The sequence below is a fragment of the Mycobacterium sp. 48b genome, assembly GCF_048282725.1.
Classification (GTDB): domain Bacteria; phylum Actinomycetota; class Actinomycetes; order Mycobacteriales; family Mycobacteriaceae; genus Mycobacterium.
Window position 1 is genome coordinate 3,226,526 of record NZ_JBLVUL010000001.1, and the last position, 23,696, is coordinate 3,250,221.

A 23,696-nucleotide genomic window follows, 5' to 3' on the forward strand; every position below is an offset into this window, starting at 1 on the left:
CGGTGCTCAGCCCGCCGTCTTACCCGCATCGACGATGTAGACCGCGCCGTGCACCGCGGCCGCGTCGTCACTGGCCAGGAACGCGATGGTCTTGGCGACGTCGGCCACGTCCATCATCCCGCGGGGCGCGGCGATCCTCATGATCAGATTCCAGTCGGCGTTCTCCGGCGCGGCGAACTCGGTGGTCTGTGGAGTGAGCATGCCGCCTGGGCACACGGCGTTGACTCGAAGCCGTTCCGAGGTGAACTCGATGGCAAGTGCGCGGGTGAGACCGACGAGTCCGTGCTTGGCCGCGCAGTAACCGGCCGAGTAGACCTCACCCTCGATCCCGGCGATGGAGGCGACGTTGACGATGTTGCCGCCCTCCTCCAACAGGTGGGGCAGCGCGGCCCGGCACAGAAAGAACGGCCCGTTGAGGTTGACCGCGAGGTCCTTGTCCCAGTCCTCGTCGGTGACCGACACGGTGTGGCGCATCTGGTGGAAGCCCGCGACGTTGATCAGGGCGTCGAGGCGGCCGAACTTCTCGACACACTGCGAGACCGCGTCCCGGCAGGCTTCCGAGGAGGAGATGTCCACCGAGGCGTAGACCCCGCCGGGCACGTCCTCGAACACCGTCGCCATCCGTTCGGCGTCGCGGGCGACACCGAACACCTTCGCGCCACGGGCGGCGAACAATTGGGCAACCGCCGCGCCGAGACCTGATGAGGCACCGGTGACCAACGCGACCTTTCCATCCAGAGCAGTCATGGCTCACACCTTCTCACGCGGCCGCGCAGGCGGAACCGCCGCCAGCAGGGTGCGGGTGTAGGAGTGCTCGGGTGCGGCGAACAGCTCGGCGGCCGGGCCGTACTCGACCACCTCGCCGGCCCGCATCACCAACACGTCGTGACACATCCGGCGCACCACCGCCAGGTCGTGGGCGATGAACAGGTAGGTCAACCCCAGCTCCCGCTGCAGCTCGGACAACAGATCCAGCACCCGTGCCTGCACCGACACATCCAGCGACGCGGTCGACTCATCGAGGATGAGCACGTCGGGTTCGGTGGCCAGGGCCCGGGCGATACTGACCCGCTGGCGCTGCCCGCCGGACAGTTCATGCGGATAGCGCGACGCGAAATCTGTTGGTAGTCCGACAAGTTCGAGCAGTTCGGCCACCCGTGCGGCGCGGGCCCCGCGCCCCTTCGCGAGCCGGTGGACCCGCAGCGGCTCACCGATCGCGGCGCCGACCCGGGCCCGCGGATCGAGCGAGGCGAACGGGTCCTGGAATACCAGGCTGATCCGCCGGCGCAGGGATCGCCCACCGCTGAACACGTCGTCTCCGTGGAGTGTGGCAGTGCCCGCCGACGGTTTCGCCAGCCCGGTCAGCGCGGCGGCCACCGTCGACTTGCCCGATCCCGATTCGCCGACGATCCCCAGCGTCGTCGCACGCCGCAGCTCGAACGAGACATCCTTGACGGCGTGCACTGAGCCGTAGCGCACGTCAAGACCTTTGGCCTGCAACAGAACCGGTGCGTCTACCGGAGCGGGTTCGGGACCCGCACCGTCGAGCAGCGGGCGGGCGGCCAGCAACTCGCGGGTGTAGGCGTGTTGCGGGTGGTCGAACACCTGCAGGATCGGCGCCTGCTCGACAACCTCGCCATCGCGCAGCACGGTCACCTCATCGGCCACCTGGCCGATGACACCGAGGTCGTGGCTGATCCACACGACCGCGGTACCGAAATCCCGCTGCAGATCGGCCACCAGGTCGATGATCTGAGCCTGGGTGGTGACGTCGAGCGCGGTCGTCGGCTCGTCGGCGATGAGCAGCTCCGGATCGCAGGCCAGGGCTATCGCGATCATCACCCGCTGGCGTTGGCCGCCGGACAGTTGATGCGGGTACGCATCGAGCCGATCGGGGACAGCCCGACCGCCTCGAGCAGCTCACCGGCCCGCGCCCGGGCCTGCCGCCGCGTCATCTCACGGTGTGTCTCAAGGGTTTCGGTGATCTGACGTTCCAGGGTCAGCAGCGGGTTCAGCGACGTCCCGGGATCCTGGAAGACGAAGCCGATCCGGCTGCCGTGCACCGCGCGCAGCGCCCGCGCCGATGCGCCGATCAGCTGGGAGCCGCCGGCCAAGAGGCCGCTGCCGGTGACCACCGCACCCGGTGCGTCCAACAAACCGGTGGCGGCCAGCACCGTCATCGACTTACCCGACCCGGACTCGCCGACGATGCCGACCGTCTGCTCGCGGTGCACGTCGAACGACACGCCCCTCACGATCTCGCGGCGGCCGATGGTCACGTGCAGATCGGACACTGTCAGCACTGGTGAGGTCATCGCCGGCCCGCCCTTCTCGCCTCGATCGAGGTGCGCTGTTTCGGATCGAGCACATCGCGTAGCCCGTCACCGAACAGGTTGAACGCCAACACCATCACGAAGATCGCCGCACCCGGGAACACCGCCATCCACCACGCCAGCGTGACGAACCCCTGGGCATCGAAGATCATCCGGCCCAGCGACGGTTGCGGCGGTTGGATGCCCAGCCCCAGAAACGACAGCGCGGCCTCGGCCAGGATCGCGAAGGCCAACGACAGGGAGAGCTGGACGATCAAGGGTCCGGCGATGTTCGGCAGGATGTGCCGGACCAGGATGTAGCCGTCACCGGTGCCCATGCTCCGGGACACCGCGATGAACGGCTCCACCCGCACACCCAGCGCCGAGGCCCGGGCCACGCGCGCGAAGATCGGGATGTAGACGATCCCGATGGCCAGCATCGTGGTGGTGATTCCCGGCCCGAGGACCGCCACGATCGCCAGCGCGAGCAGCAACACCGGGAACGCGAACATGACGTCGACGACACGCATCACCACGGTGTCGATCCAGCCGCCCCGGTAACCGGCCAGCACGCCGATCAGCACGCCGATCACCGCGGCCAGCGCCACCGATACCACCGCGACGCGGAGCGAGGCGGCGATGGCCACCAGCACGCGGGAGAACACGTCGCGGCCAAGCTCATCGGTGCCGAACCAGTGTGCGGCGCCGGGGCCCTGCAACGCACTGGGCACGTCGATGTCGTTGATGCCGTACGGGGCGATCCAGGATGCGGACACCGCGATGGCCAGCACCGCCACCAGTACCGCGGCGCTGATCGCGGTCACCGGATTCGACAACAACAGCCGCCATGATGCGACCCGTGAACTCTGCGTGGCGGTCATGACAGCCGGATCCTCGGGTCGACAACCGCATACAGCACATCGACCAGCAGGTTGATCAGCAGGAACAGCACCGCGATCAGCAACACCGCACCCTGGATCACCGGATAGTCGCGTGCCGCAACAGAATTGAACACCAGCCGGCCCAAACCCGGCCAGGCGAACACGACTTCGACCACGATCACTCCACCGAGGATGGTGGCCAGCTGGATCCCGGTGATGGTCAACACCGGCAGCAGTGCGTTGCGCACGATGTGCCGGAAGGTGACCACCGGCGGCGCCAGGCCCTTCGACCGTGCGGTCCGCACGTAGCCCATGGCGGCGACCTCCAGAACCGCCGATCGCACGTAGCGCGTCATGATCGCGCCGGCCACCAGGCCCACCGTCAGTCCGGGCAGGATGATGTGGCGCAACCAGCCGCCCGGATCTGTGAGCAGGGGACGGTATCCCGAGGTCGGCAACCATCCCAGGGTCGAGGCGAACAGCCCGATCAGCAGGATGCCCAACCAGAAGTCCGGCACCGACACCCCGAACTGACTGGCGACCCGCACGATCGCGTCGCTGATCCGGCCTTCTCGCAGCGCGGCGAAGATCCCGGCGGGCAGCGCGATCACCAGGGCGATGAGGATCCCGACCAGGCCGAGCGACAGCGTCGCGGGCAGGCGGTCGAGCAGGGTCACCGTGACCGGATCGCCGTTGCGGAAGCTCACCCCGAGATCGCCGGTGAGCGCCGAGCCGATGTAGGTGAAGAACTGCTCGACGACGGGTCGGTCCATACCGCTGGCCGCGCGCAGCGCGTCGTAGGCCTGCGGGGTGTAGCGGGTGCCCAGTGCGATCCGGACCGGGTCGCCCGGCACCAGGTGTACCAGGGCGAACACCACGATCAGCACCCCGACGAGCACCACCGCCGAGTAGAGCAGCCGTCGGGCCAGGAACTCCACGACCGGATTACTCAAACGCATCCTGCGCAAACCCTTTTGGGTCATCGGGTTTCCCCTCCGTCGAGAGCGGCGGTGCGGAACCGGACGGCACCGTCGCGGCGTACCTGGTACCCCGACAGGTTGTTGGCCCAGGCCTGGATCACCGACGGGTTGTACAGGTAGATGTAGCTGGCCTGGTCCGCGATCCGGGTTGCGGCCTTGGAGTAGATGTCTTTTCGCTCGGCGACATCGGTTTCGGTCCGGCCGGCATCCAGCAGGCGGTCGACCTCGGGGTCGGAGAACTTCTGCGCGTTGCTCGTGCCGTTCGTGTGGTGCTGGGCGTAGTAGAAATCGTCCGGGTCGATGTTTCCCAGCCAGCCCATCATCAGCATGTCGAAGTGGCCGCTGTTCTGTTCGTCGAGCCAGGTGGCGAAGTCCACGGTGCGGATGTGCACCGTGATGCCAAGGGGCGCAAGGTTGTCGGCGATGATCTGGGCCGCCGTCACGGTCTCGGGGTACTCGCTGGTGACCAGCATGTCGAGGTCGTGCGGTGCGGCGCCGGCCTCCTGGAGGAGGCCTCGCGCTTCTTCTACCGAGTACCCGTACCGGTGATAGTCGGTGAACCACGGGCTGCCCCGCGGTATCGCCAGCTGATTGACCTCCGCGGTGCGGTAGCTGGTGGCCGCCGCGATGGCATCGCGGTCGATGCCGTACGCGATCGCCTCGCGCACCCGTGGGTCGTTCCACGGCGGCCGGGCTTCGTTGAGCGCCAGATACCAGTAGTCGTTGCCCGGGGTGACCGCCAGCGTCAACGAGTCGTCGTCGCGCAACTGGGCCACCCGCTGCGGTGGCACCGAATCCGTCCAGTCGATCTCGCCGGCCTGCAGAGCCGAGAGCGCCGTCGTCGGCTCGGAGATGAACCGGAACGTCACCCCGGACACCGGGGGAGCGCCTCCCCAATAGTCGGGGTTGGCCTTCAGGGTGATCGAGTCCCCGCTACGTCGCCCGGTGAACGAGAACGGGCCGGTGCCGATCGGATGGGTGGCGATCCGGCCGCTTTCGACGTTGGCGCGTTGCACGATCGCCATGCCCTTGAACCCGCCGAGGTTGGTCAGCAGGTTCGGGGTGGGTTGGCGGACGGTGATCCGCACGGTGGCCGGGTCCGGCGCGGTGACGCTGCTGACGGCACTGAACTTGTCGACGTTGGTCAGCTGCCCGTCGATGATGCGCCGGTACGAATACACGACGTCCCCGGCGGTCAGCGGGCTGCCGTCGTGCCAGCGCACACCGTCGCGGAGGTGAAAGGTCCAGGTGAGTTGGTCGTCGCTGACCTCCCAGGACCGCGCCAGGGCCGGCCGCATCTGCAGGTTCTCGTCGGGTTCGACCAAGGTGTCGAACACGTTCTCCAACACCTCGAACGAGAAGTAGGCACTCGTTCGGTGTGGATCGAGCTGATCGGGTTCTCCCGCGATGGCCGCGATCAGATTGCCCGACGATTCGTCGCCGAGGTCTACCCGGCTGCCGGTGGAACAGGCAGCCAGCACGAATACCAGGACTGCCGCCAACGCTTTCAACGCTGGTCGTGTGGTCACGATTACTCCAGGATCACCGCGGGTGATCCGCCGTACGCTCACCCGCTGGGGCCGCCACAGGGGCCGGCCAGAGATATACCGACCCATACCGGTGACGACGCTGATGAAGACTGCGATACTCACCCATTGTGACGTTCAAGCGCATGGCCTCTGCAGCCGCCCTGTTGTCGTCGGTCGGAATCGGACTCAGCCTCGGGGTTGCGGCCCCGGCACAGGCCGACCCCATGATGCTGGGCGTCTACACCTACAGCCAGGAGGGTGGCAAGACCGACACCTGGTCGGTCTGGCCGTCCTGTGTTCCGACCGTCGGCGATTTGCGTGAGCCGCTGGAGCTGGCGGTGGCCTGCCGGCTCCACGTGGAGACCCATCGCGTCAGCGTGGGTGGCGACGCCAGGCTGGTCGGTGGGCAGTGGACGTATTCGACGTCGATCATGGACGGCATCAAGTGCGCCGACGGCAGTTGGGCGCCGATCACCGAGACCTACAAGTTCGACGACATCGCGCTCAGGGGCACCCGCAGCGTGGCCAACAACGAAGCGTGCGGCGGCACTCTCGCTCCCGCCATCCACACCTTCCCGTTCACGCTGGCCTACAAGGAGCCACTGAAGACCCAAGTGGAGGTGTACCCGCTGGATTGTGAGCCCGGCGGCCTGCGGTGGTGCACGTAGGCACGAAGGAGCAGGTGCAGTGCTACCGCTGATCGACGGCAAGGTCGTCGACATCACCGGGCCGGGACGCACCGATCGCTTCGGCGTCACCGCCACCGATCTCGGTGCGTCGATCATCGCGCCCAACGGCAAGCTGGTGTCAGTCTTCGGCGACACGTTCTCCGGGAGCAAGGTCGGCCAGGGCGACTGGCGCTCGCCGGTGGTGTTGATCGGCACCGGCGACGCCAATCACGAGATCGTCTACGAATCCGCCGGGGGAGCAGACCCCGACTACGCGCGGCAACTGTGGCACTACATCCACGACGACGAGGCATCCGGGTGGCGGCGCGGTGGTATCAGCACCGTGATCCCGTCGGATCTGCTGCGGGTCGGCGACTCGCTGTACCTGCACGCCATCGTCAATCATGGCTTCGGCACGGTCATCTGGACCGAGATCTGGCGGTCCGACGACAGCGGGGTGTCCTGGACCCATCTGGGTGAAGAGGCGAAGTTCCCGGCCGATCTGCATGACGGTCACGCGCAATGCTGGTCGTGGGACTTCGATCCGCACGACGGCTGGGTGTACGTGGTGGCGACGGGATTTCAGCGCGACAAGGGCATCATCCTGATGCGGGTGCGCCCCGATCAGATCGGCCGCCGGTCGCAATACCTCAGCTGGGGGTTCACCAACGGGCGCTGGCAGTGGGGCCGGCAGGCCACACCGATCACCCCGCCGGACGAGACCTGGGGAGAACTGACCTTTCGACGCACCGCCCCCGGTCGATGGGTTTTGGGCGGATTCCTGGCATCCTCATACGCATTGGGCTACCGGGTGGTGTCCTCCCCGGTGGCCAACATGTACACCACGCCGGTCCAGACGCCCATCGTCGGATCGTCGTGGGAGGCCGAGGATCACGCCGGCAGCAAGGTCGCTCAGCTGTACGGCGGCTACCTGCTGCCGGGCTCGCGCTTCGGTATCACCGGCGGTGTCGGGCTGGTGGTGTCGCAATGGCGCACCGACACCGGATGGCCCTATCGGGCAATGCAATTCAAAGCCGCGCTGAAGGACACCTCCAAGACGCCGCGTCAGCCCGACCCCGTCAACCTGTGACCCTCAGGCGGTGAATCCGCCGTCGACGTTCCAGTTCGCCCCGGTCACGTATCCGGACTCCGGGCCGGCCAGGAAGCTCACCACAGCGGCGATGTCGCTGGTGTTGCCGTAGCGGCCCAGCGCGGTGGTTTGCCTGACCACTTGGGCGAATTCGCCTTCGTCAGGGTTCAGATCGGTGGCGATCGGACCCGGTTGCACGTTGTTGACGGTGATTCCCCGGGTCCGAGATCGCGCGCCAGGGCGCGCGTCAGGGACGACACCGCACCCTTGGTCATGGCGTAGACCGCTGTTCCGCCGGTGGGCACCCGATCGGCATTGATGCTGCCGATGTTGATGATTCGCGATCCTTCACCGAGGTGCGCCACCGCACTGCGGATTGCGGAGTAGACACCGCCGATGTTGATCGCCACCAGCCGGTCGAACTGCTCCTGGGGGAACTCATCGATCGGTGCGATGAAGGCCGTACCGGCGTTGTTCACCAGGACGTCCAGACCGCCGAGATCGGCGACCGTCTGCTCGACCGCATTCGCCACCTGTGCCGGGTCGGCGCTGTCGGCCTGGATGGCCACGACCTTCGCGCCGTCGGCCGTCAGTTCCGCGACCAGCTTGTCTGCCTCGGCGGCAGACGCTCCGTACGTGAAGGCCACCGCGGCGCCGTCGGCCGCCAGCCGCCGTACGATGCCCGCGCCGATACCGCGAGATCCTCCGGTGACCAGTGCGCGGCGTCCGGTCAAAGTTGGTGTGGTCATGATGTCGGGCCTCCGCGGGTAGTGCGACGAATGCGAATGATGTTGAGGTCAAAGCTGATCGCCCGATGATGATTCCCGATGTGACCGGTATCACCTATGGTGTGGGCGTGAAGAAACGCGTCGCGGTGTGGGGCACAGGTTTCGTCGGGCAGATGGTGATCGCCGAGATCGTCAAACACCCGCTGTTCGAACTCGTCGGTGTCGGTGTCAGCAACCCGGAGAAGGTGGGCCGCGACGTCGGCGAGATCTGTTCCCTCGGTGGTCCCGTCGGGATCACGGCCACCGACGATGTCGACGCGCTCATCGCGCTGAAACCCGACGCGTTGGTGCACTACGGGCCGACAGCCGCCCACGCCGACGTCAACATCGACGTGATCACCCGATTCCTGCGCGCCGGTATCGACGTCTGTTCCACCGCGATGACCCCGTGGGTCTGGCCCAAGATGCACCTCAACCCGCCGGCCTGGATCGAGCCGATCACCGAGGCCTGCGAAGTGGGAGGGGCGTCGTGTTTCACGACCGGCATCGACCCGGGCTTCGCCAACGACCTGTTCCCGATGACGTTGATGGGCCTGTGCTCGGAGGTGCGCCGCGTGCGGGCCTCGGAACTGCTGGACTACACGAACTACACCGGTGACTACGAATTCGAGATGGGTATCGGCAAACCGCCCGAGCATCGTGCCCTGCTCGAAACGCCGGACATCCTGATCTTCGCCTGGGGCGCAACGGTTCCGATGATCGCGCACGCGGCGGGCATCGAACTCGACGAGATCACCACCACGTGGGACAAGTGGATCACCCCCGATGAACGCAAGTCGGCCAAGGGCATCATCCCGGCCGGCAACGTCGCCGCCGTGCGCTTCACGATCAACGGTGTGTACCGCGGCGAGACCCGGATCCAGCTCGAGCACGTCAACCGGATCGGTCTCGACGCCGCGCCGGACTGGCCGTCCGGAAACGACAACGACGTCTACCGCGTCGACATCGAGGGCACCCCGAGCATCTCCCAGGAGACCGCGTTCCGGTTCACCGACGGCTCGGGCCGCGACGCGGCCGCCGCGGGGTGTCTGGCCACCGGACTGCGGGCGCTCAACGCCGTACCCGCCGTCAATGAACATTTGCCAGGATGGGTGACACCACTGGATCTACCACTGATTCCCGGGCTGGGGACCATTCGCTAGGTAACGCCAGCCCCGTCAAATGAGATGGACTACCGGATAGGGTCCTTCTCGAAACGGGGTGACATGGCTGACGGGATCGGGTTGTCGATTGGATCGACGAACCTCACAGCGGTAGTGGTGGGCCGCGCCGCGGTGACGCGGTCGCCGGTGCTGACGCTCTTCCCGCATCGGGCCCCCGAAGTGGGTGTACCCAGCGAGAACCCCAACCTGAACGAACGCGGTCTGATCCTCACCGACTTCGTCGAGCGGGTGGGTGACCCGGTCGGGATGCTGGCCCCTGACGGCTCGTCGCACCGGGGTGAGACCGTGCTGGCCGACGCTCTGGCAGCGTTGCTGCGCACGTTGACCGGGGGACGCCCGCCTGCCGACCCGATCGCCGTCACCCATCCCGCGCACTGGCGGGCCAACCAGGTCGAGGCACTGCGCGCCGAGCTGGCTGCGCTCGGCGGCTTCGGCGACCCGGTTCTGGTGCCCGACGCCAAGTCGGCGCTGGTCGCGCTGCAGGACAATCCCGGGGTGCCCACGCGCGGTGTGATCGCCGTGTGCGACTTCGGTGGCAGCGGCACCAGCATCACGCTTGCCGATGCGGACAACGGGTACCAGCCGATCGCGCCGACCATTCGGCACCCCGATCTGTCGGGCGACCTGATCGACCAGGGGCTGCTCACCCACGTGGTGAGCGACCTGTCCGCGGCCGGAACGATCGATCTGGCCAGCACCTCGGCCATCGGCTCACTGGGCCGGCTGCGCGCCGAGTGCCGGCGCGCCAAGGAGCGGCTGTCCACCGAGTCCGTCACCGCACTGGTCGCCGAACTGCCCGGGCATCGCAGCGACGTACGGCTTAACCGCAACGAACTCGACGACGTGATCACCGAACCGCTGCGCGAGTTCATGGCGGTGTTGCACGGTGCGGTGGAACGCGCCGGCCTGCGTCCCGGTGAGCTCGTGGCGGTGGCCACCACCGGCGGCGGTGCCAGGATCCCGGCGATCACCACATCGCTGTCCGAGCACCTGCGCGTGCCGGTGATCACCGCCCCGCAGCCAGAGCTCACCTCGGCCATCGGCGGTGGCCTGATCGCGGTGCGCGGCACCGCCGAGGACGGGATGACCGCGATGGCGCCTGCGTCCTCCGGAGCCCCGCCGACCGCGGCCGCGTCGCTGGTGGCGCCCGAGCCGCCGCCGGCATCCCAGGCACTGGCCTGGTCCGATGCCCAGAACGTCCCCGACGTCGCGCCGGTCGATGACTACGCCGCCGAGGGTTACGGCGACGCCTACGGGAACGACTTCGACACCGGATTCGAACCGGCCGGTGGGCGCACCGCGGCGCGCCCGCAACTCGAGTTCGGTGAGCGCGAGCTGACCGAACGCGACGAGATCGCGGCGCGGCCCTGGTATCGCCGGCCCCCGGTGATCCTCGGTGCCGGTGCCGCAGCGGTCCTGGTCGCAGTCGTGGCCGTGTTGATCACCATCACCGGCAGCGATGAGCCCACCCGTCCGGCGTCCACCTCCAAGGCGGTCCCGTCGACGAGTGCGACCCCGGACGACACCGCACCTGCCGCACCGGCCGCACCGGTCGACCAGCCGGCGCAGGTGGACGCACCGCAGACCGTCACGCATGAGGCACCGGCCCCGCACACCGTGACGCAGACCGTGGAGCAGCCTGCACCCGAGGCTCCGCCGGCGACGGAGAACCCGCCGCCGGCCGAGACGCCGACGCCGACCCCGACCACCCAAGCCCCGCCTCCGACGACGGAGGCCCCGGTGACGACCACCCAGGCGCCTGCCACCACCCAGGCGCCGTGGAGTCCCACCGCCCCGTATCCGACGATCCCGGGTCTGCCGTGGGTCCCGGCGCCCGGTGGCGGTCACACCGGGGGCTGACGGGTCTCGACACCTGCCGCACCGAACCAGATGCTGATAGGGCGGTGAAATTGCCTGTCAGCCAGGACGATTCCCGTTGCGTGGCCAGGTCACGGCATAACCCAGTCCGTTGGCGAGGATTCCGAACTTGATCAGCGCTGCGGTGCGTGCCCGTCGCGCATTGGCATCGATGTCGTTGCGCTGCAGTACTTTCAACAGCGCTATACCTTCCACAGCATCTGCGGCGACGGCCGGAACGGCCAGCCATGGCAGTGCTGCTGAATGGGCGTGCCTGCGACGCGCCCGATCGACCAGCAGCGCCAGCAAGATTCCGTAGGTGAGCATGTATCCGAAATCCAGGCGCAGCGAGGCCCGCGCATCGCGTCGTCCGTCGTGCCCCCATGCGGCCATGATGTGTTCGGCTCGCTCGGCCGTCCCGGCCAGTTCGAATGCGATGATCCCGGAGCCGCGGGCCTTGAGGCGCTCGTCGATGCGCACCATGACGCCCGTGTAGCCGAGAAATACGACGACGGCGGCGATCATCGGAAAGAACCGAGCGCCTCGGCGACATCGGGGGAGTAGACGATCGCGGGATCGAGGTCGGCTGCCGCGCGCAGCGTGGCGACCAGGGCGGCGGTGGCGAATTCGACGAGCGCATCGACTTCGATGTCACGGTTCGCGATGCGGTCGATCATCATCTCGTCAAGGTAACCGACCCACCCGCGCATGGCGGTCCGCAGCGCCGGAGCGACAGGCTCAACGATGCCCAGCGCCAACAGGATCCGTGCAGCCCCTATCCAGCGGAGCCGTTCGATCGCGGCCTGGTGTTCGGGATCGGCCCCCAATGCGCCGCGCAGAAGCGCGACGAAGCTGTCCGAGTACGAGTCGATGTAGGCGATGTGACTGCGTAACGCATGGCGCAGCTGATCGATGAGCGAGGCATCGGCAGGCGGAGCGGCGAGTTGTGCCGCCGCGATCTCCGCCGCGATCTCGTTCATCACCGCCAGGTACAGGCCGCGCTTGTTCTCGAAGTGATGGGCGATCAACCCGTACGCCACACCGGCATTCTTCGCGATCTCCGATGTGGTGACCTGGTCATAGGGGCGGGTCGCGAAGAGTTTCCGGGCCGCGTCGATGATCAGTTGACGCCGGTCGGCGACGGCCGGTTTGGCTGGCATCAGCCCAGGCTAACGGGATTGCTCAAGGACCCGATGCCATCGACCTCGATTCGTACCGTGTCGCCGGGCCGGAGGAACCGGCCGACCGGCCAGCCGGTGCCACCGAACGTTCCGCAAGCCACCACATCACCGGGCCGCAGGGCACAGAACCGGCTGAGCCGGCTGACCACCTGCGCGGGGGACAGCAGCAGATCGCTGATCCTGCCACGCTGCCGCTGCTCGCCGTTGAGGTAGGTGCGCAACTCGGCGGTACGCAGGTCGAGCTCGTCGGCGGTCACCAGCCATGGTCCGAGCGGACCGTGGCTGGGGTGACTTTTCGCCAGTGCGGTCGCGGTGGGATTGTCGGTCTGCCAGTCGCGGATCGACACATCGTTGGCGATCAGGTAACCCGCGATCGCCGTGCGGGCCTCGTCCTCGCCCACGTCGTGGATGCCGGTGCCGATGATGACCGCGAGCTCGCCTTCCCAATCGACCTGTCTGGCACCCTTGGGCAGCACGATCGGAGCGCCGTGCCCGACGATCGACGATGGTGCCTTGGCGAAGAAGAACGGATACCGCGGACGTGGATGGGCGAGAAGGTAACCCGCGGCGATCCTGACGAGCCGTGGTTCGCGCAGCAACCAACCGACGTTGACGTCCCGTCGGTGGTCGGGCGCGTTGAGCCCGATGGCCATGAACAACGACGGTGTCGGAACCGGTGCATGCCACACGACGGTCTCGACCGGATAGCGGGGCGCACGCGCCAGCAGCGATGTTGCCGCGGTCGTCCAATCGGACCGCTGCAACAGGCTCAGGATCGAGTCGGGACCGCCGTCACAGGCGCTCAGGTCGGCGATCTCGTCACCGAGGATGACGCCTGCCCGGGGCTCACCGGTTCCCGGTGAGAAGGTGGCCAATCGCATTTCACATGCTCCTACAGAGTTTTCCAGCGCAGTGTGCGCATTCCGGCCCGGGCGGGTCTCCCTTCGGGCGGCGCCGACCCTCGCCGGGTGAGTCCCGGGACGCCGGCAGTCACCAGCCGTTGCAGCACATCGGGATCGAACTCGACGCCGATCGGGTTGGCGTCGAACTCACCGCCGTCGAGCCAATCCAGCAGTTCCTGATTCGTGGTGAAGTTGTCGACCTGGAGTTCGATCCGATTCCCGTCCGGGTCTTCGTAGTACATCGAGGTGGTGGGGCCGTGGTTGATGCACCACACGGGTGCGATGCCGGCGTCGGCCAGCCGGCGGTGGGTGGCCAGCAGCGCTTTGAGGTCCGGGTAGGAGAACGCGATGTGGTCGACGCCGTAAACCTTGCGGTGCAGTTTCCACACCATCCCCGGAAGCCGAAGCAGCCGAGGCACTTTGACCAGCGCAATGCGGTGATGTTCGTGATCGTAGGTCAGGAACGTGATCCGGCTGTCGTCGAACACCACGACGGCATCCAGGGCGCGGCAATACCAGTCCGCCATCTCGGCTGCTCGCGGCGTCTTGAACACGATGTGGGCGAGCTTGTTCGGTGCGCCGGGTCGCGGCGGCTGGTCCATGTCGGCGGCGCTCACGCGCACCCCGGGCTGCCCGCTCATCGGTCGAACTGCCGGGCCAGCACCAGTCCGCCCAGTCCCAGGACCAGATCGCTGGTCAGTACCAGAGCCGACAGCGGGCCACTCCGACGCCCACGTAGCGTCGCGACGGCGCGCACCGCCGCCATCAGCAGCCCGCTGATGGCAGTGCTGCGGATGAAGGTGGCGTCGCGCTCTCCGCGGGAGATTCGGTACAGGCCGTAGGCGAATCCGGCATTGACCGTGCCGGTTTCGCGGCGAAACCAGGGATCGGCGGTCAGCCCCAGTCGGCTCTCCAGCGATGTGGGTACCGCGAAATGGGCGACCAGCGCGACCAGCACGTGGATGAGTCCCAGTGTGGTGCCGACGCGGATCTGCCGGTCGCTGAGGACGAGGCGGATCATCGGGTCCCCAGTTCCAGTGCGTCGAGGGTGTTGACCCGTCGCCCGCCGACCGCGGCCACGAGCCGGCCGAATGCCGGGATTTCGAGCGGCACCAACGAGTAGGAGGGATAGACGACGCGAGTGGCGCCACGTTGCAGGCCGCGGACGACAGCCCTGGCGGTCGATGCCGGCGATACCGGAGGCAGCGTTCGCGGAGGTTTCGTCTTCCAGGGAAGTTCGTCGACATCGCGCAGGGCGGTGTCGGTGGAGCCGGGCACCACCTCGAGTACCCCGATGCCGGTCTCGGCCAGCTCCAACCGCAGCGACCTGGTCGCCTGGGCGAGTGCCGCCTTGGACGCCGCGTAGTACCCGAGTAGCGGCAACGGAACCGCCTGCACCGTAGAAGTGACATTGACGATCGTGCCGGCGTCCGCGGCGTGCATCGCAGGCAGAAGCGCCGCGGTGAGCGCGAGCGGCGACCACAGGTTCACCTCGAAAACCTCACGAGCAAAAGCCGAATCCGCGATCAATGATTGTGGCCCGGTCAAATTTGCGCCCGCGTTGTTGATGACGATGTCTACGCCGCCAAGGGCGTCGAGTGCGTGCGCTCCGACGCGCGCGGCCGACCCTGGCTCGGCGAGGTCGGCGGCGAGCACACGGGGACTGGTACCGCCGGCGTGCGAAATTTCGTCCGCCAGCTTGTTGAGCAGGCCTTCCCGCCGGGCCACTACTACCAGTTCGGCACCCTGACGGGACAGGGCCATGGCCATTTCCCGGCCGATTCCGGTAGAGGCGCCGGTAAGCACAATTCGCTTGCCGGCCAGGTTGATTCGACGTCGTCTCATGTCTGCCCCCGATTGACTCCGGTTGGTGTTCCCGCCTACCGTGCCACACTGATTGATAATCAGTCAATAGAGGAGCGGGTGGAGATGACCAAACACGGCACTGCGGAACTGGTACTCGGGGCGGGAGCGTTGGCGATGGCCGCCGGTGCGTTCACCGGACATGTACTGGCGCCCGGGAGGGTGGCAGACCACTATGGATGGGTGCATGACCGGTGGTATCAACGTGAAATCGGGGCCTTCAACGCAGGCCTGGGCTACGGCGTCGTCGCCTACGCCAGGGGGCGACGAGCAGAGGCCTTTCTCGGGTCGTGGTCGGTGGCCGCGCTCCTGCTGGCCATGACGCGCCTGGCGGCGATCCGCAGCGGAGACCGCCGCGGGTTCTGGAACATGGCCACCGTCGCCGAGGATGCCGCGCTGGGTATCGGCGGACTGTGGTTGATGGCCAGGCGCTCATGAGCACCGGCGCCGAAGTGGTGGTGAACCGTCTGCTCGCCGAAGGGGTCGATGTCTGCTTCGCCAACCCGGGCACGTCCGAGATGCACTTCGTTGCCGCGCTGGATTCCGCTCCCGCGATGCGCCCGGTGCTGTGCCTGTTCGAAGGCGTCGCCACCGGAGCGGCCGACGGGTACGCCCGCATCGCCGGTAGGCCCGCGGCGACACTGTTGCACCTCGGCCCAGGTATGGCCAACGGCCTGGCCAATCTGCACAACGCCCGACGGGCGTTCAGTCCCGTGGTCAACGTCGTCGGCGATCATGCGACCTGTCACCAGCCCCTCGACGCGCCGCTGGAATCCGACATCGACGCGCTCGGGCGCTGGACGCACGGTTCGGTGCACCGGCCGGAATCGGCCGCCGATCTCGACGCGGCAGTCCACAGTGCCGTGGACAGCGCGACCGGTGCACCCGGACGTGTCGCCACCGTGATTCTGCCCGCCGACTATTCCTGGGGCGACGCACCACAGAACCCGTTGCCGGACAACATATCTCCACAAGGCCCGGTGCCCGGCGGTGACCTGGATGTTGCCGGCGCCGCCGAACTGCTGCGCGGGCAGGGGGAACGGGCGGTGGTCCTGCTCGGCAGTGCGGCCACCGGAGCCGACGGGTTAACGGCGGCGGCACGCATCCGCGCGGCCACCGGGGCGCGTGTCCTGGTCGAAACGTTCCCGGCCCGGCTGACCCGTGGGCAGGGCGTACCCGCCATCGAGCGCCTCGGCTACCTGGCAGAACAGGCCACTGATCAGCTTTCCGGTGCGACGCATCTGGTGCTGGTCGGCGCGAAGTCGCCGGTGTCCTTCTTCGCCTATCCGGGCAAGCGGAGCGTACTGGTGCCCGACGGAGCTGAAGTCCGGTCTCTGGCGATCGACGACCTGGCCGCCCTTGCAGACGAATTGGGCGGTGCCGTGCCCGCTGCGGCGCAACCCGACCCGGCCGCCTTGCCGACGGGTCCGCTCAACCCGCAGAACCTGGCACAGGTGATCGCTGCTCTGCTGCCCGAGGACGCCATCATCTCCGATGAGGCCAACACCAGTGGGATGTTCCTGCCGGCGGCCACCGCAGGTGCGGCGGTGCACGACGTCCTCACGCTGACCGGTGGCGCGATCGGACAAGGCCTGCCGGTTGCGGTGGGCGCCGCGATCGCCGCGCCGCGCCGCCCGGTGATCGCCCTGCAGTCAGACGGCAGTGCCGCGTACACCATTTCGGCACTGTGGACGATGGCTCGTGAACAACTCGACGTCACCGTGGTGATCCTCAACAACCACGCCTACGCCATCCTGCAGCTGGAGTTGTTGCGCGTGGGCACTCACGCCGACGGGGAGCGGTCGCGCTCGCTGCTCGACCTGAGCCGGCCCGACATGGACTTCGCCTCGATCGCACAGGGATTCGGTGTGCCGGCCACCCGGGCACGCACGGCAGAAGAACTCGCCGAGCAGTTCAGCGCTGCGCTGGCGGAGCCAGGTCCGCACCTGATCGATGCCGCGCTGCCGACATGGTCGCCGGGCTGAGCACTAATTCGGTCGGCGCTTCTCCAACACCACCGCCGCGATCGGTATGCGCATCTCCTCGGGCTCGGCGGACAGCCGCGCCGCGATGCCCGCGTGCAACCGGTCGTAGAACACCGGCAACCGGTCGGGGGCACCGACGATCGCGGTACCCAGGTCGGCGAACGCGGTGAACCGGCAGAAATCGGCCCACCGGGTGCCGAAAGCGCGTGCGTTGCGCTCGGTGCGGTAGGCGTTGAAGATTCGGTCCTCGGCGTCGAACACCTCCACGTGCTGGATCTCCAGCCGCTCGAACCGCCCCGACGGCGCGAACGGCGCGGCAAAATCCACGGCACGCCGGCCCGCGATCGGAAGCGACATCCGGGCGACCTCGTCGGCGCTGACCACACCGTCGGTGACCAACTCGGCCAGCGTGCTCGCCACGGACCCGAACAGGGGTCGATAACCGAAGTCACCGTCGTCGTCCAGCGCGGTCGTCAGCACCACCAGGCGACCACCCGGGTACAGCTCGCGTCCCCGAAAAGCGATGAACTCGTGCCAATCGTGCGCCGCCTGTCTGGCATATGCGGCGCGCACCCGGTCGTCGCGGCTGTATGCCGCGACGACGTGATCGTTGACCGGCATCGGTACGCGGCCCAACCGTACGATCGCCCAGGCCGACCACCCCACGTGCACGCTGTTCGACGGCAGGATCTGGCTGTAGAACGACCGTCCGATCGCCGAGCTGAACGTGGCCGAATCCTTGTGCAGGTAGGACTCCGGTGCTTCTTCGAGGATCCGGAACATCGTGGAGAAGTCGTTGTCGGCGACATCGGTGTGCGTCACCAGGATCGAGTGTTCGGGGCGGGTTCGGCCGCGCAGGGCGGTGATCGCGGCATTGATCGGCTGCATCGAGTTCTGCGCGGTGCCCGCCCCGTAGTCGGCGATGACGATGGGCAGTGGGGGGTCCGGGATCGGCACCGAGCGCGCGGCGAGCTCGAGAAGCTTGATCGCCGAACTCATTCCGGCGGTATGGGGGTGGGGTGTCGTTCGGCGCGGCGCGGGCATGGTCAGTTCCGCCGCCTCCGGCGCAGCAGCAGTCCGATGAGAAGACCCATGACGAAAATGATGACCAAGATGAACCACATCGGCGACTCGACGGTCACCCAGAGCACGTGCATACCCACCCGATCACGGTTCTGTGCGACGAAGATCGCGGCCAGGGCAACCAGGATCAGAGCCACCCAGTAACGCAGCGCGAACCGCCGCGCCGGGCGGGTGGTCGCGGAGGCGTCGGTCTCGTCGCGAGGCATACCCCGACGGTAGCTCGTGAGTCGTCGGCCATGACAAACTTCGGCTATGAACAGCCGTCGGTCTGCACCGCGCGTCGCGACAGTGACATCGATCTGCACCCTCGTGATCGGCGCTGTCGGCCTGTTCGTGATGGTGTTCCTCAACGCGTTCGTGCTGGACGAGTACGACGCTTACGGCGAGGTACCCATCCCCGGCAGCGGCAGCCTTGAGTTGCCGGAAGGCGAGGTGACCGTCAGCCTCCACACCATGGTCACCGGATCTGGAAGCGGCCTGCCGGTTCCACCACTGCGGTTGCACATCACCGCCCCCGAGGGCGCTGCGGACCCGGTGCTGACCGAAACCATCGGCGGGACAACCACGGTGAACAACGACGCCCGGGTGCGGGTGTGGGTCATGCAGGTATCCAGCCCGGGTGACTACGAGATCAGCGCCGAGGGCCAGGTTCAGGGCTACATCAATCCACAGCTGGCCTTCGGACACGGCAGCCAATACGGCTGGCTGGTCTGGCTGTTCGGCGGACTGGCCGCGCTGGGTGTGCTGAGCCTGATCGCTGCCGTCATGTGGTCGGCGCGGGTGGGCAAGCGAGCGCGCCCCATCTCATCGGCCGGACTGCAGCCGGTACCGCCACAACCGGCGGTGCCCGGCAGTTACCAGCCCAGTAGCTATCAGCCGACCGATCAGGCGATCAGGCTCGAGCAGCTCAAAACGCTTGCTGCCCTGCGTGATACCGGTGCGCTGACCGAATCAGAATTCGAGGCGGAGAAGCGCCGCATCCTGGAGAGCTGAGGCTAGGCGGCGCGCGTTACCCTGCCGGAGCGCTGGAAGGATCCGCTCGGGACGAACCGCTCCAGTAAGGCTTCTGCGGGCTCACCGGAGAACTCGGTGATCAGCTGCTTGGCGGCGGCTGTCGAGTCGAGACGTTCGACCGGCCTCGGATCATTCAGCAGCCCATAGAGTTTCGAGGCGAACCGCGTGCTGGTCTGCGCCGCAGCGAAGAACAGGTTGCCGTACTCGGCCAGCTCGGGATCGGACAGGAACAAGCGGGTCACCAGTTGCGCGGCCCGTGCCCGGTCCGCATAGAAATCCTCGAATGTGCCGCGCAGCCACGCCTCGTCGAACGGTCCGTCATGTTCGGCTGCCTTGCGCACAAGTGCGGCAGCCTGTATCAGCCCGCCCTGGGCGCCCTGACCGGCGATCGGATCGTAGGACACCGCGGTATCACCCAGGGCGGCCACCGGATGCCCGTTGGCGGTGCGGCCGACTCCGCCGCGCACCACCTGGGTGACGGCGCCCTTGAGCCACGAGTGCGGATCGGCCTCGATGGTCCTGAGTTCGCCGACCTCGGGCAGGTCCCAGTCGATGAAGTCGCGGTGCAGCGCGGTGACGATGTCGAGCGCGGATTGCGCGTCCTGCGCGCCGGCGAACCGGTGCTCCCATTCGCTGCCGGGGCGGGCCCAGCCCAGGAACGCCCAGGCCGGTCCGGCGTTCTTGTGCAGGTAGCCGCCCCACCACGCCTCACCCTGATCGGTGACCACGGTCAGGGCGCTGTGCCGACCACCCGCGCCGCTGCGATGGGCGAAAACGTCAGGCCCGTAAGGTAAACCGGTCAATGTCACCGTCAACAGGCTGCGCTGGGGCCGATCGTAGGCGGAGCGCTCGGCGTCGACGGGAAACAGGGACGACAACCCACCGCGGCCGGTGGCGACCAGCGTGAGGTCGACATTCGCGGCGATCCCGTCCAGACGCACGGGGTCGACGGCCTCGACCACGAACCGTCCACCGCGCTGCTGGAACAAGGTAAGCCGATCATCAGCCTTGAGCCGGGTGTCCACCGCGAGCCCGACGAAGCCGTCGAAGTCGACGTCGAAGGCGATCTCCTCCGACCGGTCCGGACCGGAACCGTCCACCACGCGCACACTTTCCCCGGTCAAAGTCGGGGCGGTGGCCAGGTAAGTGTTGAGGCCGAGCGACTCCTCAGCCCGCTGGGCCTCACCGAAGATCAGGGCGGTACCGGTGGCCGGAACGTCGTCGCGCAGGCTGCGCTGATCCCGATCGCTGTAGAGGGTGACTTCAAACCCGTTGTCCAGCAGCCCGAGAGCGGCCGTCACCCCGGTTTGTCCCGCGCCGATCACCGCTGCGGTACGCCGATCTGAACTCGTCATGGGTGCCACTATGGGCGCACCGCCGTGGTCCGTTAAGGAACTGGCTCAGCGTGATCGCAATACCCCTAGACCGGCGCGGCACCGATCATGGAGAACAACGGATCGTCGGGACCGATGTCGAGGGTGCATTCGTGAGGTCGGGGATCAGGAACGAAGGCCCAGAACATCGCGCCCGCTGCACCCATCGTGCGCATCTTGGCGATGGCATCCCTGAGCACCTGCTTGCGTGCACCCAGTGAACCGCAGGAGCCGGCCTCCATGCCGATCTCAGCGACGAACAGCGGCTTGCCCACCGCACGTGTTTGGGCGACGCGGCGCTGCAGCCCGTCGTATGTGTCGCCGGGCAGATAATCCATGTGTTCGTAGTAGTGGTACTCGAGCACGTCCACGCCGGGCGACGTGGCCACCATCTCGAACTCGTGTCCCGCCGATCCGCACTGCCCACCGCCTGCGTGACCGCTGAAGATGACGGTGCCAGGGTCCAACTCGCGGATCCGGGCACCGGAGGCATCCAGGAAGGCCCGCAGCGTCTCCGGCGCGGTGGCGTGGCAAGTCCGCTTGGTCCAGTGGCAGGTGTGGTCAAGGCAGTAGGACGGTTCGGGTTCGCCCACCGCGGTCCAACCGGCAAGAGAGGGGGAGCCGCCCCAGCGCTTGACGGCGGTGTCCAGCCACGCGGCGAACGTCATCGGCAGACCATGCGACACCTCGGTCCGCCAGCCGCCCGCGTACCAGTCGTAATCCTTGAAATAGTCGTTCTCGCAACCGCCGTCGTCACTGGTGAGCACCGCGATCAGTAGCTGCCCGTGTCGTTCGGCCGCCCGGAACACCGCGTCGAGCGAGGTGAAGTCGAGCTGTCCGGTGTACTTGTTCACCGCGAAGCTGGAGTACGCGTTGAAACGCGTCACCGAATGCGGTGGCAGGCTGCCGAAGTACGAGTCGAGATCGACCTGTGCGCCGCATCCGGCATTGATGGACCAGTTGGTGGCCAGCTGATAGGCGTTGATGCCGACCGGCCACACCGGTTTGCCATCGAGGGTGAGCGATGTTCCCGAGACGCTCAGCCGCGGGATGTTTGGCTGACCGCTGGTTGGTTGAGTGGTCAGGCTGGACAGCGGAGGCATCGGCTCCGGCGCCGACGGTGAACAGGCCGTCGCGACCAGCAGTGCCACGCAGAGCAACACCGCCGTGCGAACTGGCCTGCCGACCATTGAGCCAGGGTATCGACTCGGTTGCCGTTGCAAGCGCTAATGCCCGCGGGCAACCCATTCGTCGTAATGCACGATCTCATCACCGATGGTGGTGGTGTCACCGTGACCGGTGTAGACCACGGTCTCACCGGGCAACAGGCCCAGCCGCTTCGAGATGGAATCCAGGATCGTCGGGAAGTCCGAGAACGACCGTCCGGTGGCGCCAGGGCCGCCCTGGAACAGGGTGTCGCCGGAGACCACCGCGTTCAGCTCGGGGATCGACCAGCAGACCGATCCAGGGGAGTGTCCCGGGGTGTGCAGGGCGTGCAACTCGATGCCGCCGGCACGCAGCACCTGACCGTCCTCGACCGTCCGGAATTCACTGTCGGGGTGGACGACTCGCCACAACATCTCGTCGGCGGGGTGCAGCAGCACCGGCGCGTCGAGTGCCTTGCCCAGTTCGGGCGCGACGGTGATGTGATCGTTGTGGCCGTGGGTGCAGACCACCGCGACGACGTTGCGGCCGCCCACGGCCTCGATGATCGGGGCGGCGGTGTGGGCGGCGTCGAACACGATGACGTCACTGTCGTCGCCGACGAGCCAGATGTTGTTGTCGACGTCCCAACTGCCGCCGTCGAGTTCGAACTTGCCGCTGGTAACTACACGGGTGATGCCGCGCTGTCCGCCGCTCATTTCTTCAACACCACCACGGACCGCAGCACCTCACCGGCGTGCATCTTGTGGAACGCGTCCTCGATCGCGTCCAGACCGATGCGCTCGGAGACGAACTTCTCCAATGGCAGCCGGCCCTGCAGGTACAGCGAGATCAGGGTGGGGAAGTCGCGCTCGGGCAGGCAGTCGCCGTACCAGGAGGACTTCAATGACCCACCGCGGGAGAAGAAGTCGACCAACGGCATCTCCAGCGTCATGTCCGGAGTGGGAACGCCGACCAGCACCACCGTGCCGGCCAGGTCGCGCGCGTAGAAGGCCTGCTTCCAGGTCTCCGGGCGGCCGACCGCATCGATGACCACGTCGGCGCCGAATCCGTCGGTCAGATCCTGGATGGTCTCGACCGCGTCGAGCTCACGGGCGTTGACGGTGTGGGTGGCACCGAAATCGCGGGCCCAGTTGAGCTTCTTGTTGTCGGTGTCGACGGCGATGATCTTCTTCGCGCCGACCAGCGCGGCACCCGCGATGGCGGCATCACCCACGCCGCCGCAGCCGATGACCGCCACCGTGTCGTCACGGGTCACCGCGCCGGTGTTGATCGCCGCGCCGATGCCCGCCATCACGCCACAGCCCAGCAGGCCCGCCACGGCGGGGTCGGCTTCGGAATCGACCTTGGTGCACTGTCCTTCGTGAACCAGGGTCTTGTCGGCGAAGGCGCCGATGCCCAGGGCCGGAGTCAGCTCGGTGCCGTCGGTCAGCGTCATCTTCTGGGTGGCGTTGTGGGTGTCGAAGCACAGGTGCGGGCGGCCCCGCTTACAGGCGCGGCACTCGCCACACACTGCGCGCCAGTTCAGGATCACGAAGTCGCCGGGCTCGACGTGGGTGACGCCCTCGCCGATCGCCTCGACGGTGCCTGCGGCCTCGTGACCCAGCAGGAAGGGGTATTCGTCGTTGATGCCGCCCTCGCGGTAGGTCAAATCGGTATGGCACACGCCGCAGGCGATGATGTCGACCACCACCTCACCGGGACCCGGATCGGGAATGACGATGTCGACGAGTTCGACGGGCTGTTTCTTGCTCCGGGAGATCACACCGCGCACTGTCTGAGGCATGCCTATAACCTAATGCAAACCGGACAGGTGTCCAATTAGTGGCCGGATCTCGTCCTCCGCGGAATCTCGGCCCGGCC

General features: G+C 67.3%; 23 protein-coding genes and 2 pseudogenes. 7 read left to right on the forward strand and 18 right to left on the reverse strand.

Annotation, left to right across the window (positions count from 1 at the left end; genetic code table 11):
- Nucleotides 1–6 precede the first annotated feature (6 nt).
- The 5 genes and pseudogenes from ACNQR1_RS15635 to ACNQR1_RS15655 all read right to left on the reverse strand — a co-directional run bounded on the left by ACNQR1_RS15635 (nt 7) and on the right by ACNQR1_RS15655 (nt 5,789).
- Nucleotides 7–747 (reverse strand): SDR family NAD(P)-dependent oxidoreductase, encoded by a 741-nt coding sequence (locus ACNQR1_RS15635; RefSeq protein ID WP_418047114.1) that lies wholly within the window; start codon nt 745–747, stop codon nt 7–9.
- Between the two features lie 3 nt (nt 748–750).
- Nucleotides 751–2,315, reverse strand: a pseudogene (locus ACNQR1_RS15640) (ABC transporter ATP-binding protein).
- Nucleotides 2,312–3,193, reverse strand: a complete 882-nt coding sequence (locus tag ACNQR1_RS15645) for an ABC transporter permease (RefSeq protein WP_418047115.1) — start codon at nt 3,191–3,193, stop codon at nt 2,312–2,314. Before ACNQR1_RS15645 ends, ACNQR1_RS15640 begins: the two are co-directional and overlap by 4 nt.
- Nucleotides 3,190–4,176 carry an ABC transporter permease gene (locus ACNQR1_RS15650; RefSeq protein WP_418047116.1) on the reverse strand — a complete coding sequence of 329 codons (987 nt, stop codon included), beginning with the start codon at nt 4,174–4,176 and terminating at the stop codon, nt 3,190–3,192. The genes ACNQR1_RS15645 and ACNQR1_RS15650 overlap by 4 nt, the downstream gene beginning before the upstream one ends.
- On the reverse strand, nt 4,173–5,789 hold the full coding sequence (locus ACNQR1_RS15655; protein ID WP_418050378.1) for an ABC transporter substrate-binding protein: 1,617 nt from the start codon (nt 5,787–5,789) through the stop codon (nt 4,173–4,175). Before ACNQR1_RS15655 ends, ACNQR1_RS15650 begins: the two co-directional genes overlap by 4 nt.
- 56 nt (nt 5,790–5,845) lie before the next feature.
- Between ACNQR1_RS15655 and ACNQR1_RS15660 the strand changes: the two genes are divergently transcribed.
- Both ACNQR1_RS15660 and ACNQR1_RS15665 read left to right on the forward strand, forming a co-directional pair.
- On the forward strand, nt 5,846–6,370 hold the full coding sequence (locus tag ACNQR1_RS15660; RefSeq protein ID WP_418047117.1) for a hypothetical protein: 525 nt from the start codon (nt 5,846–5,848) through the stop codon (nt 6,368–6,370).
- A 19-nt stretch (nt 6,371–6,389) separates the two neighbouring features.
- The gene (locus ACNQR1_RS15665) at nt 6,390–7,460 is read left to right on the forward strand and encodes a DUF4185 domain-containing protein (protein WP_418047118.1); all 1,071 of its coding nucleotides are present in this window, start codon (nt 6,390–6,392) and stop codon (nt 7,458–7,460) included.
- Between the two features lie 3 nt (nt 7,461–7,463).
- Here ACNQR1_RS15665 and ACNQR1_RS15670 read toward each other — a convergent pair.
- Nucleotides 7,464–8,209: pseudogene (locus ACNQR1_RS15670) on the reverse strand (SDR family NAD(P)-dependent oxidoreductase).
- Nucleotides 8,210–8,277: 68 nt separating this feature from the next.
- Here ACNQR1_RS15670 and ACNQR1_RS15675 point away from each other — a divergent pair.
- Nucleotides 8,278–9,390: a dihydrodipicolinate reductase gene (locus ACNQR1_RS15675; protein ID WP_418050379.1), complete on the forward strand. Its 1,113-nt coding sequence runs from the start codon at nt 8,278–8,280 to the stop codon at nt 9,388–9,390.
- A gap of 63 nt (nt 9,391–9,453) precedes the next feature.
- Nucleotides 9,454–11,271, forward strand: coding sequence for an Hsp70 family protein (locus ACNQR1_RS15680; RefSeq protein WP_418047119.1), 1,818 nt, complete (start codon nt 9,454–9,456; stop codon nt 11,269–11,271).
- Between the two features lie 57 nt (nt 11,272–11,328).
- Here the strand turns inward: ACNQR1_RS15680 and ACNQR1_RS15685 are convergent, their stop codons facing one another.
- Genes ACNQR1_RS15685 through ACNQR1_RS15710 form a run of 6 tightly spaced genes read right to left on the reverse strand, consistent with a single transcriptional unit; the run spans nt 11,329 to nt 15,196 of the window.
- Nucleotides 11,329–11,793 (reverse strand): hypothetical protein, encoded by a 465-nt coding sequence (locus ACNQR1_RS15685; RefSeq protein WP_418047120.1) that lies wholly within the window; start codon nt 11,791–11,793, stop codon nt 11,329–11,331.
- The gene (locus tag ACNQR1_RS15690; RefSeq protein WP_418047121.1) at nt 11,790–12,428 is read right to left on the reverse strand and encodes a TetR/AcrR family transcriptional regulator; all 639 of its coding nucleotides are present in this window, start codon (nt 12,426–12,428) and stop codon (nt 11,790–11,792) included. Before ACNQR1_RS15690 ends, ACNQR1_RS15685 begins: the two co-directional genes overlap by 4 nt.
- On the reverse strand, nt 12,428–13,330 hold the full coding sequence (locus ACNQR1_RS15695; RefSeq protein ID WP_418047122.1) for a fumarylacetoacetate hydrolase family protein: 903 nt from the start codon (nt 13,328–13,330) through the stop codon (nt 12,428–12,430). The genes ACNQR1_RS15690 and ACNQR1_RS15695 overlap by 1 nt, the downstream gene beginning before the upstream one ends.
- 11 nt (nt 13,331–13,341) lie before the next feature.
- Nucleotides 13,342–13,992 (reverse strand): VOC family protein, encoded by a 651-nt coding sequence (locus ACNQR1_RS15700; protein WP_418047123.1) that lies wholly within the window; start codon nt 13,990–13,992, stop codon nt 13,342–13,344.
- The gene (locus ACNQR1_RS15705) at nt 13,989–14,372 is read right to left on the reverse strand and encodes a hypothetical protein (protein ID WP_418047124.1); all 384 of its coding nucleotides are present in this window, start codon (nt 14,370–14,372) and stop codon (nt 13,989–13,991) included. Before ACNQR1_RS15705 ends, ACNQR1_RS15700 begins: the two co-directional genes overlap by 4 nt.
- Nucleotides 14,369–15,196, reverse strand: a complete 828-nt coding sequence (locus ACNQR1_RS15710; RefSeq protein ID WP_418047125.1) for an SDR family NAD(P)-dependent oxidoreductase — start codon at nt 15,194–15,196, stop codon at nt 14,369–14,371. Before ACNQR1_RS15710 ends, ACNQR1_RS15705 begins: the two co-directional genes overlap by 4 nt.
- Before the next feature lie 84 nt (nt 15,197–15,280).
- On the opposite strand from ACNQR1_RS15710, the gene ACNQR1_RS15715 reads away from it, so the two are divergent.
- Nucleotides 15,281–15,652: a hypothetical protein gene (locus ACNQR1_RS15715; RefSeq protein ID WP_418047126.1), complete on the forward strand. Its 372-nt coding sequence runs from the start codon at nt 15,281–15,283 to the stop codon at nt 15,650–15,652.
- On the forward strand, nt 15,649–17,199 hold the full coding sequence (locus ACNQR1_RS15720; RefSeq protein ID WP_418047127.1) for an acetolactate synthase large subunit: 1,551 nt from the start codon (nt 15,649–15,651) through the stop codon (nt 17,197–17,199). The genes ACNQR1_RS15715 and ACNQR1_RS15720 overlap by 4 nt, the downstream gene beginning before the upstream one ends.
- Nucleotides 17,200–17,202: 3 nt before the next feature.
- On the opposite strand, the gene ACNQR1_RS15725 is transcribed toward ACNQR1_RS15720, so the two are convergent.
- Complete coding sequence (locus tag ACNQR1_RS15725) at nt 17,203–18,243, reverse strand: SAM-dependent methyltransferase (protein WP_418047128.1); 1,041 nt, start codon at nt 18,241–18,243, stop codon at nt 17,203–17,205.
- Nucleotides 18,244–18,245: 2 nt separating this feature from the next.
- Nucleotides 18,246–18,488, reverse strand: a complete 243-nt coding sequence (locus ACNQR1_RS15730) for an LPXTG cell wall anchor domain-containing protein (protein ID WP_418047129.1) — start codon at nt 18,486–18,488, stop codon at nt 18,246–18,248.
- Between the two features lie 46 nt (nt 18,489–18,534).
- On the opposite strand from ACNQR1_RS15730, the gene ACNQR1_RS15735 reads away from it, so the two are divergent.
- Nucleotides 18,535–19,275 (forward strand): SHOCT domain-containing protein, encoded by a 741-nt coding sequence (locus tag ACNQR1_RS15735; protein WP_418047130.1) that lies wholly within the window; start codon nt 18,535–18,537, stop codon nt 19,273–19,275.
- A 2-nt stretch (nt 19,276–19,277) separates the two neighbouring features.
- Here the strand turns inward: ACNQR1_RS15735 and ACNQR1_RS15740 are convergent, their stop codons facing one another.
- The 4 genes from ACNQR1_RS15740 to ACNQR1_RS15755 form a co-directional block, all read right to left on the reverse strand.
- Nucleotides 19,278–20,651 (reverse strand): styrene monooxygenase/indole monooxygenase family protein, encoded by a 1,374-nt coding sequence (locus ACNQR1_RS15740; RefSeq protein WP_418047131.1) that lies wholly within the window; start codon nt 20,649–20,651, stop codon nt 19,278–19,280.
- 65 nt (nt 20,652–20,716) lie between these two features.
- The gene (locus ACNQR1_RS15745) at nt 20,717–21,859 is read right to left on the reverse strand and encodes a beta-mannosidase (protein ID WP_418047132.1); all 1,143 of its coding nucleotides are present in this window, start codon (nt 21,857–21,859) and stop codon (nt 20,717–20,719) included.
- A gap of 36 nt (nt 21,860–21,895) precedes the next feature.
- Nucleotides 21,896–22,531 (reverse strand): MBL fold metallo-hydrolase, encoded by a 636-nt coding sequence (locus ACNQR1_RS15750; protein ID WP_418047133.1) that lies wholly within the window; start codon nt 22,529–22,531, stop codon nt 21,896–21,898.
- Nucleotides 22,528–23,619, reverse strand: coding sequence for an S-(hydroxymethyl)mycothiol dehydrogenase (locus ACNQR1_RS15755; protein WP_418047134.1), 1,092 nt, complete (start codon nt 23,617–23,619; stop codon nt 22,528–22,530). The genes ACNQR1_RS15750 and ACNQR1_RS15755 overlap by 4 nt, the downstream gene beginning before the upstream one ends.
- Between the last annotated feature and the right edge of the window lie 77 nt (nt 23,620–23,696).

Coding starts and splice junctions, on each gene's coding strand:
- ACNQR1_RS15635 (WP_418047114.1), bottom strand. CDS start 747: ATGACTGCTCTGGATGGAAAGGTCGCGTTGGTCACCGGTGCCTCATCA.
- ACNQR1_RS15645 (WP_418047115.1), bottom strand. CDS start 3,193: ATGACCGCCACGCAGAGTTCACGGGTCGCATCATGGCGGCTGTTGTTG.
- ACNQR1_RS15650 (WP_418047116.1), bottom strand. CDS start 4,176: ATGACCCAAAAGGGTTTGCGCAGGATGCGTTTGAGTAATCCGGTCGTG.
- ACNQR1_RS15655 (WP_418050378.1), bottom strand. CDS start 5,789: ATGGGTCGGTATATCTCTGGCCGGCCCCTGTGGCGGCCCCAGCGGGTG.
- ACNQR1_RS15660 (WP_418047117.1), top strand. CDS start 5,846: ATGGCCTCTGCAGCCGCCCTGTTGTCGTCGGTCGGAATCGGACTCAGC.
- ACNQR1_RS15675 (WP_418050379.1), top strand. CDS start 8,278: ATGATTCCCGATGTGACCGGTATCACCTATGGTGTGGGCGTGAAGAAA.
- ACNQR1_RS15680 (WP_418047119.1), top strand. CDS start 9,454: ATGGCTGACGGGATCGGGTTGTCGATTGGATCGACGAACCTCACAGCG.
- ACNQR1_RS15685 (WP_418047120.1), bottom strand. CDS start 11,793: ATGATCGCCGCCGTCGTCGTATTTCTCGGCTACACGGGCGTCATGGTG.
- ACNQR1_RS15690 (WP_418047121.1), bottom strand. CDS start 12,428: ATGCCAGCCAAACCGGCCGTCGCCGACCGGCGTCAACTGATCATCGAC.
- ACNQR1_RS15695 (WP_418047122.1), bottom strand. CDS start 13,330: ATGCGATTGGCCACCTTCTCACCGGGAACCGGTGAGCCCCGGGCAGGC.
- ACNQR1_RS15700 (WP_418047123.1), bottom strand. CDS start 13,992: ATGAGCGGGCAGCCCGGGGTGCGCGTGAGCGCCGCCGACATGGACCAG.
- ACNQR1_RS15705 (WP_418047124.1), bottom strand. CDS start 14,372: ATGATCCGCCTCGTCCTCAGCGACCGGCAGATCCGCGTCGGCACCACA.
- ACNQR1_RS15710 (WP_418047125.1), bottom strand. CDS start 15,196: ATGAGACGACGTCGAATCAACCTGGCCGGCAAGCGAATTGTGCTTACC.
- ACNQR1_RS15715 (WP_418047126.1), top strand. CDS start 15,281: ATGACCAAACACGGCACTGCGGAACTGGTACTCGGGGCGGGAGCGTTG.
- ACNQR1_RS15720 (WP_418047127.1), top strand. CDS start 15,649: ATGAGCACCGGCGCCGAAGTGGTGGTGAACCGTCTGCTCGCCGAAGGG.
- ACNQR1_RS15725 (WP_418047128.1), bottom strand. CDS start 18,243: ATGCCCGCGCCGCGCCGAACGACACCCCACCCCCATACCGCCGGAATG.
- ACNQR1_RS15730 (WP_418047129.1), bottom strand. CDS start 18,488: ATGCCTCGCGACGAGACCGACGCCTCCGCGACCACCCGCCCGGCGCGG.
- ACNQR1_RS15735 (WP_418047130.1), top strand. CDS start 18,535: ATGAACAGCCGTCGGTCTGCACCGCGCGTCGCGACAGTGACATCGATC.
- ACNQR1_RS15740 (WP_418047131.1), bottom strand. CDS start 20,651: ATGACGAGTTCAGATCGGCGTACCGCAGCGGTGATCGGCGCGGGACAA.
- ACNQR1_RS15745 (WP_418047132.1), bottom strand. CDS start 21,859: ATGGTCGGCAGGCCAGTTCGCACGGCGGTGTTGCTCTGCGTGGCACTG.
- ACNQR1_RS15750 (WP_418047133.1), bottom strand. CDS start 22,531: ATGAGCGGCGGACAGCGCGGCATCACCCGTGTAGTTACCAGCGGCAAG.
- ACNQR1_RS15755 (WP_418047134.1), bottom strand. CDS start 23,619: ATGCCTCAGACAGTGCGCGGTGTGATCTCCCGGAGCAAGAAACAGCCC.